This window comes from Sporolactobacillus terrae DSM 11697 (assembly GCF_000648615.1).
Taxonomy (GTDB): Bacteria; Bacillota; Bacilli; order Bacillales; family Sporolactobacillaceae; genus Sporolactobacillus; species Sporolactobacillus terrae.
Map to the genome: position 1 here is coordinate 37,414 of NZ_JFZC01000069.1, position 8,824 is coordinate 46,237.

Annotated in this window: 9 protein-coding genes; 5 read left to right on the plus strand and 4 right to left on the minus strand. The window is 47.4% G+C overall.

The genetic code is table 11. The annotated features are described in order from the left end of the window. The first annotated feature begins 68 nt into the window (after positions 1 to 68). From AA84_RS0113355 to AA84_RS0113375, 5 genes are all read left to right on the plus strand, one after another. Entirely contained in the window at positions 69 to 416 is a 348-nt protein-coding gene (locus tag AA84_RS0113355; RefSeq protein ID WP_028977623.1) for a metal-sensing transcriptional repressor, read from the plus strand. Positions 417 to 441: 25 nt separating this feature from the next. Next, positions 442 to 2,829, plus strand: a complete 2,388-nt coding sequence (locus AA84_RS0113360) for a heavy metal translocating P-type ATPase (protein WP_028977624.1) — start codon at positions 442 to 444, stop codon at positions 2,827 to 2,829. A 32-nt stretch (positions 2,830 to 2,861) separates the two neighbouring features. Next, entirely contained in the window at positions 2,862 to 3,071 is a 210-nt protein-coding gene (copZ, locus tag AA84_RS0113365; protein ID WP_028977625.1) for a copper chaperone CopZ, read from the plus strand. 338 nt (positions 3,072 to 3,409) lie between these two features. Next, positions 3,410 to 4,840, plus strand: coding sequence for an FAD-linked oxidase C-terminal domain-containing protein (locus AA84_RS0113370; RefSeq protein ID WP_028977626.1), 1,431 nt, complete (start codon positions 3,410 to 3,412; stop codon positions 4,838 to 4,840). After that, positions 4,837 to 6,180, plus strand: coding sequence for a (Fe-S)-binding protein (locus tag AA84_RS0113375; protein ID WP_028977627.1), 1,344 nt, complete (start codon positions 4,837 to 4,839; stop codon positions 6,178 to 6,180). Before AA84_RS0113370 ends, AA84_RS0113375 begins: the two co-directional genes overlap by 4 nt. 323 nt (positions 6,181 to 6,503) lie before the next feature. Here the strand turns inward: AA84_RS0113375 and AA84_RS19070 are convergent, their stop codons facing one another. The 4 genes from AA84_RS19070 to AA84_RS0113400 all read right to left on the minus strand — a co-directional run bounded on the left by AA84_RS19070 (position 6,504) and on the right by AA84_RS0113400 (position 8,578). Further along, entirely contained in the window at positions 6,504 to 6,641 is a 138-nt protein-coding gene (locus AA84_RS19070; RefSeq protein WP_156031363.1) for a hypothetical protein, read from the minus strand. Positions 6,642 to 7,035: 394 nt separating this feature from the next. Next, positions 7,036 to 7,503: a GNAT family N-acetyltransferase gene (locus AA84_RS0113390; RefSeq protein ID WP_028977628.1), complete on the minus strand. Its 468-nt coding sequence runs from the start codon at positions 7,501 to 7,503 to the stop codon at positions 7,036 to 7,038. Between the two features lie 18 nt (positions 7,504 to 7,521). Next, entirely contained in the window at positions 7,522 to 8,073 is a 552-nt protein-coding gene (locus tag AA84_RS0113395; protein WP_051575089.1) for a ribonuclease FAU-1 family protein, read from the minus strand. 322 nt (positions 8,074 to 8,395) lie between these two features. Beyond that, positions 8,396 to 8,578, minus strand: a complete 183-nt coding sequence (locus tag AA84_RS0113400) for a cold-shock protein (RefSeq protein WP_028977630.1) — start codon at positions 8,576 to 8,578, stop codon at positions 8,396 to 8,398. Positions 8,579 to 8,824 lie beyond the last annotated feature (246 nt).

Genomic DNA, 8,824 nt, shown 5'->3' on the forward strand with positions numbered 1-8,824 from the left:
TTGAGTCACTTTCTTTTTGTTTGACTATATACCCTATGGGGGTATAATGAAGATGAGGAGGCGGTGATATGGATCTTGAAAAAAAGCACGATTCATGCGGTTCGGATGAGTCTGCATGCACCGCGCATTCAGAGCGGGCACCACGCGTTCCCAGAACTTCTGATGAAAAACACAAAATAATCAATCGATTGAGACGTGTTGAAGGACAAGTACGCGGTGTTGAAAAGATGATCGAAGATGACCGTTACTGTGTCGATCTATTAATTCAACTCTCAGCGATCCAAGCCGCATTGCGGAAAATCGGTTATTCCGTACTTGAGCGGCATACAAAGTCGTGTGTCGCGAAAGCAATTGAAGAGGGACACGGAGACGAACAAATAAATGAACTTTTAAATGTACTGAAGCACTTTCAGTGAGATTAAGAAGGAAGGGAATCATGCGATGAAACAAGAAGCCTATATCGGAATTACAGGGATGACCTGTGCCGCATGTTCACGGCGAATTGAACGCGGTCTGAATCGGATGGACGGTGTCTCCGCAAACGTCAACCTAGCGCTGGAAAAGGCGAAAATCGATTACGACAATCAGCAAGTTGAAGCCAAAGATATTGCCGAAAAAATTGAAAAGCTTGGTTATGGTGTGGCCGATGAACGGTTGGAGCTGGCTATTTCCGGCATGACTTGTGCTGCGTGTGCCGCGCGAATCGAAAAAGGGCTGAAGCGTCTGCCCGGTATTCTTTCGGCAAACGTCAATTTAGCTGCTGAAACGGCCACCGTCCGCTATCAACCGGGTTTTACTGATTCGGATGCTGTATTTGAGAGGATCCGCAAACTGGGCTACAACGCATCACTGAAGAATGAGGTTCAGGAAGACGCGAAAGAACGAGCGCTCGCAAAAAAGAGGAACACACTGCTCGTTTCGATCCTTCTATCGCTTCCGCTTTTTGTCACCATGGCAGCACATTTTCCCTTTTATCACGGCCCGATGCCCGGGTTGCTCATGAACCCGTGGTTTCAGTTTGTCCTGGCATCCGTGGTGCAGTTTTACATTGGTGGTCCGTTCTACGTCAGCGCTTTTCGAGCGCTTGTGAATCGAAGCGCCAATATGGATGTCCTGGTGTCGCTTGGAACGAGCGCCGCTTATTTTTACAGTACCGTTCAAACCGTCCGCACTCAATTTTTTGGTCTGCACCACCCTGACCTTTACTTTGAAACGAGTGCAGTTCTGATTACGTTGGTACTGCTTGGAAAATATATGGAAAGCCTAGCCAAAAGGCAGACCACAACAGCACTTAAAGCGTTGATTGGCTTGCAGGCAAAGGACGCCGCGCGAATGGTAAACGGCAAAGAAGAGCGTGTACCGATCGATCAAATTCAGGTGGGTGATGTGCTTCATGTCCGCCCCGGTGAAAAAGTTCCGGCTGACGGCACGGTCATTGACGGCGAAACAGCCGTTGACGAATCGATGATCACCGGCGAATCCATGCCTGTGGCAAAAAAAGTCGGCGATTCGCTGATTGGTGCAACGCTCAATACGACGGGGTCTTTCCTGATGAAGACAGAAAAAATCGGCAAAGATACGGCACTCGCCGGTATTGTTCGCATTGTTGAGGAAGCCCAAGGATCGAAAGCGCCGATCCAGCGGCTGGCGGATCGGATTTCCGGCATCTTTGTTCCGATAGTCGTTGCCGCTGCGCTGCTTGTATTCGCCATTTGGATGACTTTTGCTCAGCCGGGGCAATGGGATGTGGCACTTTCAGCTGCCATAAGCGTGCTGGTGATCGCGTGTCCATGTGCGCTTGGTCTTGCCACACCAACCGCCATTATGGTTGGCACAGGAAAAGCGGCTGAACATGGCATTTTATTTAAAGGCGGCGAGTATTTGGAGTCGACGCAGAACGTACAAACGGTTATTCTCGATAAAACAGGAACAGTGACTCATGGAAAGCCGGAAGTCACTCAAGTGATTCTGCTTGGCGACATGGATCAACAAGAATTACTACGGCTGGTCCAAGCAGCAGAACTTCAAAGTGAACATCCTTTAGCCAAAGCAATCACTGCCTATGGCGATGTGGACGAATTGCCGAAGGCGGACCATTTTGTTGCTCAGACTGGGGCGGGTATTTCTGCTGAAGTTTCGGGGAAGCAGGTCGTTGTGGGTACGCGACGGCTCATGCACCAAAAGAAAATTGAAATGAAACAGGCCATAGAAAAAACGTTAGCGCTCGAGACGGATGGACAAACGGTAATGTTCGCTGCTGTCGACGGGAAGCTGCAGGCACTGATTGCTGTCGCCGACACGATTAAAGCTGATTCTGCCGAAGCCATTCAAGCGTTAAAAGCACGACTTATCGATGTTTACATGATTACCGGCGACAATCAACGAACGGCTGAAGCGATTGCACGAAAAGTGGGTATTGATCATGTACTGGCGGAAGTGCTTCCTGAGGGGAAAGCCGACAAGGTGCGCCACTTGCAGAAACAAGGACTCCGTGTTGCCATGGTTGGTGACGGTGTTAATGATGCGCCAGCCCTTGCCATAGCCGATGTTGGCATTGCAATTGGAACAGGCGCGGATGTTGCGATTGAAGCAGCGGATCTCACATTAGTCGGCGGTGAACTCACGCATGTTGTCAAAGCAATCGATTTGAGTAAGAAAACGATGCGCAATATTAGACAGAATTTATTCTGGGCCCTCTTCTACAATACGATCGGCATTCCTGTAGCCGCCCTTGGTTTGCTCGCCCCTTGGGTGGCTGGGGCAGCGATGGCGTTTAGTTCCGTGTCTGTTGTGGCAAACAGTCTCCGTTTGAAAAAGCTGCACTTGTAAAGAAAATGAATACTGATTAAGGAGGTGAGAATATGGCAGAGCGCGTATTAACGGTTGAAGGGATGAGCTGCGGTCACTGCAAAATGGCAGTCAGCGGTGCCTTAAAGGAGCTTGACGGCGTGTCATCGGTAGACGTCAATTTAGAAACGGGAAAAGTTGATGTTGCTTATGATGAAGCAAAGGTTGGCTTTGATCAAATGAAGGACGCGATTGAAGATCAAGGTTACGACGTGGTCAAATGAAAACAAGTGAATCAGTGCTGGAGCCGGACACAGGCATGAACGGAAAGGGCATCGAACAGGCGGAAAACGTCTGCCGATGCCCTTTCTCAGCCAGGTGCCCGGTTTTTTTATAAGGGAAGCAGCAGTTATCACCCGCCCAAGATGCAGCGGCTTTGCCAAGATTAAAAGCGGCGTGCCTGGCATGCCCGTCAAGTACAAAGGATCGATCTAATCCGCATGAAAAAGTGAAGTAAAGCTGTATTCGTCGCTCAGTGCCAAATGATAGATTATTTGCGACAGGTAGACTATAATCATTGTAAGTAAACGCTTACAATTTATTGGTGATCGGAGCGACGCAAATGGATTTAAAAGAAGAAAAAAGTCATTCATTCGTAAAGGCTCAGCTCGTGGAGATTGTTGGGGAAGAAAATGTAGACGATTCGACGAGCGGCAGATTAGTCTACTCGTATGATGCAACGCCAAACTTTCAAGCGTTGCCGGATTTTGTCGCTGCCCCGCGTAATGCTGAAGAAGTGGCAGCACTGCTAAAATTATGTTCTGAAAAAACGATCCCGGTCTATACACGAGGGTCGGGAACAAATTTGTGTGCGGACACTTGTCCCGTTCAGGGGGGCGTTGTCTTGCTGATGAAACACATGAATCGGATTTTGGAGCTGGATAAAGAGAATCTCACCATCACGGTTCAACCGGGAACGATCACGAAAACGATCACGGATTGCGTTGAAAAGGAAGATTTGTTCTATCCCCCTGATCCAAGTTCAATGAAAATTTCGACAATCGGTGGAAATCTTGCTGAAAACTCCGGCGGACTGCGCGGACTGAAATACGGCGTCACGAAAGATTATGTCATGGCGCTTCAAGTTGCTTTGCCGAATGGGGCGCTGATTCGTACAGGCGGCAAGCTGACTAAAGATGTTGCCGGTTACGATTTGACACGTCTTTTTGTCGGATCAGAAGGAACTTTAGGCGTCATCACGGAAGCGACATTGAAATTAATCCCCAAACCGGAATCGCAAAAAACGATTCTTGCCCTTTACCAGGATATCGAAGCGGCAGGAAGAACGGTATCGTCAATTATTGCTCATAAAATGATTCCGGTGACGCTGGAGTTTTTGGATCAGGATACCCTGCGCGCGGTTGAGGACTTCGCCCATATCGGGTTGCCGACGAACGTAAAAGCGATTTTGCTGATTGTCCAAGACGGCCCCAAGGAAATTGTCGATCATGACATTAAAAAGATCGCCGAGCTCTGCCGCAAAGAGCAAGCGATCGATGTTCAATTGGCAGCCTCTGATGATGAAGCGCAGCAATTAGCTGCAGCGCGTCGCTCCGCATTAAGCGCACTCGCGCGACTTAAGCCGACGACCATTTTGGAAGACGCGACCGTGCCGCGCTCAGAGATTGCCGCGATGGTGCGGGCGATTGCAGAAGTTGCTAAAAAATATCGCGTGCAAATATCAACGTTTGGCCATGCAGGCGATGGCAATCTGCATCCGACCTGCCTCACCGATGCACGGGATCATGAAGAAATGAAACGGGTGGAAGCAGCTTTCGCTGAAATCTTCGAAAAGGCGATTGCATTAGGCGGAACGTTGACCGGTGAGCATGGTGTCGGCGTTACGAAAGCCCCGTATTTGGAGTGGAAACTGGGTGCGGATGGCATGGCGGTGATGCGCGGCATCAAACAGTCGATTGATCCTCAAGGCATTATGAATCCGGGGAAGGTATTTGCGGAGAAAACGAAGGAAAGGATGGCGACGGAAAAATGATGCATGCATCAACAAAGAAACAGATTCAGAAGGCATTTAAACAAGAAATGGATTATGACGAATTGCTGAATTGTATGCGCTGCGGTTTTTGCCTGCCTTCTTGTCCCACCTATATTGAAACGGATCATCAAGAAAAGTATTCGCCGCGCGGACGCATTGCGCTCATGAAAGGTGTCACCGATGGCGTTATTGAACCTAACGAAGAATTGTCTGAATCACTTGATCTGTGTCTTGGCTGCCGCGCTTGTGAGCCTGTTTGTCCTTCGGGTGTACAATACGGTCATCTACTTGAGGACGCACGTGCTATCCTGCAACGGCATAAAAAGCAGAGCGTCGGCGTCAAAATGCTGCGCAAGGGCATATTTGACGAACTGTTTCCGCATCAAAACCGCATGGAAAAAGTAACCGGATTGCTTGGCTTCTACCAAAGAAGCGGTTTATCAAAAGTTGCACGAAAAGTGGGATTTATGAACTTATTTCCAGAAAGTATGGCAACCATGGAAAAGGTGCTTCCTGAGGTTCTGAAGCGGAGTGAAATGAAGAAACGCCCGCGGATTTTTGCCCATGAAGGCGAGAAGAAGGCAACCGTCGCGCTCTTTGCGGGCTGTTTGATGGACACCATGTTTTTTGAGACGAATCATGCAACGATAAAGCTGCTTTGCAAAGCAGGATGCGATGTGGTTATCCCGGAAAACCAACTCTGCTGCGGTGCACTGCATGGACATAATGGCGAGCTTGAGAAATCAAAAGAGATGGCAAAGAAAAACATCGCAGCGTTTGAAGCGGCTCAGGCAGATTATATGATTACCAATGCCGGCGGCTGCAGCGCTTTTCTGCTTGAATACAAACATCTGCTAAAAGATGAACCGGAGTGGGCAGCACGTGCTGAGACGTTTGTTTCAAAATTGAAGGATATTTCGCGCATGCTTATTGAACTGAACTTTCATAAAACGCATCATTTAAGTCTTCCAAACCAAATCATCACCTATCAGGATTCGTGTCATTTACGCAATGTCATGAAAACGTTTGAAGAACCGCGCATTCTTTTGAAGGCGATTGAAGGCGCTCACTTTGTCGAAATGGAGGGGGCAGATACTTGCTGCGGATCCGCTGGTGATTATAATATTGTACAACCGGGGATGGCGATGCAGATTCTCGATCATAAAATGGAGAAGGTTGCCGCCACGCAAGCACAAATTATCGTCACGGCCAATCCGGGTTGTCTTTTGGAAATGAAACTGGGGGTAGAACGAACGCAGCAAACCGGTAAGGTACGCGCCATGCATATTGCCGACGTGCTGGTTGAGGCATTAGCAGACCATGAAAAACAACACGCATAAGCAATCTTAGAAAAACCGGGCAAAAAGCGCCCGGTCCCTAATCTCCAACCATGTTTGATGGGCTCGTGTCTTTTCGGCGCTGAATCGCCGCTTCGGTTACTCGCTTGCCGCGGGCGCACCGCGAGCCTCCTCAGACAGGTAAGGTATCTGCGGGGTCTCGCTGGCACGCATCAACTAAGCGCGATCCCGCAGGCGCCAGAGCCCCTCCGCTTTGATTCTTGGCCAAGACACTGGTCTAATGGTTTGAAGCCAGGGCAAAATCCTATACTTTCTTATCCTATAAAAAGGCAGCAGCTGGAGAAGAGGTCCGGCTGCTTTTTGATTTATTTATTTTTGCGTGCACGTTCTTCAAGTTCAGAAACCGGTGCTTGCTTGTCATCCTTGGCATGCCCTGAAGGCGTCACGCTCGATGCTGCTGCACCTTTATGGGAACGGTATTCTTTTTTCCTTGCTTCAGCCATGATCACACCCCCTAATCCTTAGTATGTGATCACAGCGGTAAGCTTATGCACGCAGATGCGAGCAGCTGGAGCGTTATTCAAGCCAAGATTGATGGTTTAAAGCCGCATCCTGCGGAAGTACGTCCTGTGCACAGCGCGAAAGCCATCGCATCCTGCGGAAGTAAATAGGCGGAAAAATTCCCTTTAATTCGAAAATAAACGAAAAAATCGCTTGAATTAGACGGAGAGCTTCCGCTTATCAACGTTAAAAACGTGAAAATGGAGGATTTTGCTTTGCATAATCGGAAAACCTCCTCTTATTTACACCGAAAAGCGCTCCGTTCTGCATATAACCGAAAAACCTCCGCCTATTATTACTCAATTAAGGACTGGAATGCTGTTTTTCTTATCTAACTTAGTGAAGCAACCTGCTCATATTAATATCCGTTTCAATAAACCCAAGTTTCTTATAAACATGATAGGCACGTTGATTATGGGCAAAGACGTGCAAACTGATTTTGCAGATGCCCAATGCCCGGCAATAATCGAATAAGCTTTGCATCGCTAATTGACCTAATTTATGTCCGCGAAAGGGTTCATAGATCTCGAAGTCATAGATAAATGCTTCTTTTTGTATAGGCGCAAGCTGCAGCCAAAAGATGCCCAGTTTGATTCCGCTTTCATCAATCAGTGACAAAAAGTGGTGATTCGGCGTATGCATGCCTTGAGGCAGAAGGCTTCTTATTTCAGCCTGAGCCAGCATCAGCGCTTGATCAGCAGGCCAAGTTCCGGTTTTTATTTTTTCCTTGGCATATTCTTGAGAAGTATGGGCCAAATATAACGGGAAATCGTCTTCCTGCATCTGGGCAATCAAGAGATTCATCGATGAGCCTCCACTAAATTAGTTTGGAAACGTGTTGCGTATCTTGCGTACCAAATCAAGAAAATAATCGGGATTCGCGCCGATCAATGCTTTGAGCCTGCGGGCAGTCCGCCAAGCACGTCGATACATTGCTTGACTAATAATCCCTTTTTCCAGCGCTTCATTCAGTTCATCTTCGTCCACTAAATAGAGCCGATGGTTTGGAAAGAGGATCAAGTCGAGGTACAGATCATCGAACCAAGGGGTCCCTTGATCATCTTTGCCGACCTGATGCACGACATCAAAATAACATTGAACCAGCTTGTGATTGGCATTAAACATGGCCGTGAGTACGTAATGAGGTGAATGCGCCGGGAAAAGCTGCAGCCACGAATAATTTTTATCAACGGTTTTTGTACGCGTGCCGCCGTATACAACCGACAAGGGTGCTTTGATTTCGTTAAATTGAATCAGAACTGCTTCGCCGTGAAAGGCCGGCCACATCACTTGTTTCTTTTGTGTATGGCTCGAAATGATGCGTCGCCAGCCGCGTCGATCTGCGTATTTCCTTTTCATTTTTGTCAGTTTCACAAGATCACCTTCTGTCCTACCTGTCTATTGTACCGTAAAACACCGGAAAATGGAGATGATGCGTACAAAAATTGTTCCCTCTTCTTTAACCCGCTTCTATCAGGCTATGAAGGTTTAAAGCAATTGAAAACCATTTCAAATAATTTTAAGAAAAAGGCTGTAATGATCATTGCGTGAAGGGTGAAGTGTTCCTAAGCTTGTTTGGTCGTGTTGTTCCTTCGATGGGGCAACAAAGAAACACAGGACGATTTTTCCCAAATAGTAACGGAAAAAATCGTCCTGCTCTATATGCTTCATCTCGCTCAATTGTGTAGCCGGAAATTTAATCAATGACCGGCAACATCTTCGTTTCTTTTTTCATTTCCGAGTGGCAAAGTGGACATGTTGGTTGCGTTTCGAATGAAAATTGATCTCTCATCCATCCGGAGCATGAATCATTGGTACATGTCCAAATTGCTGTTTCTGCTTCAGGAACCGGTTCTTGCGGGCCTCGATTAAATCCCATTGATAAAAATCCCCTTTCCTGTTACTATTCTTCAGTATAGTCCTTTTTCAGAAATTTATCAAATTTTATGCTTGATGCGTATGTGTCAAGCTTTTCTCGGAACTCTTTATTGGGAAAGAGCTTCTTAATTCTAAATTTGTACGCCTTAGGTATAAAACCATATTTTTTAGGCAAACGTAAGCACTTTGTTCAGTTTGCCTACTGCACTCGAAGAGGACGCGTTGGTTCCAATTCGACCGCGATGGG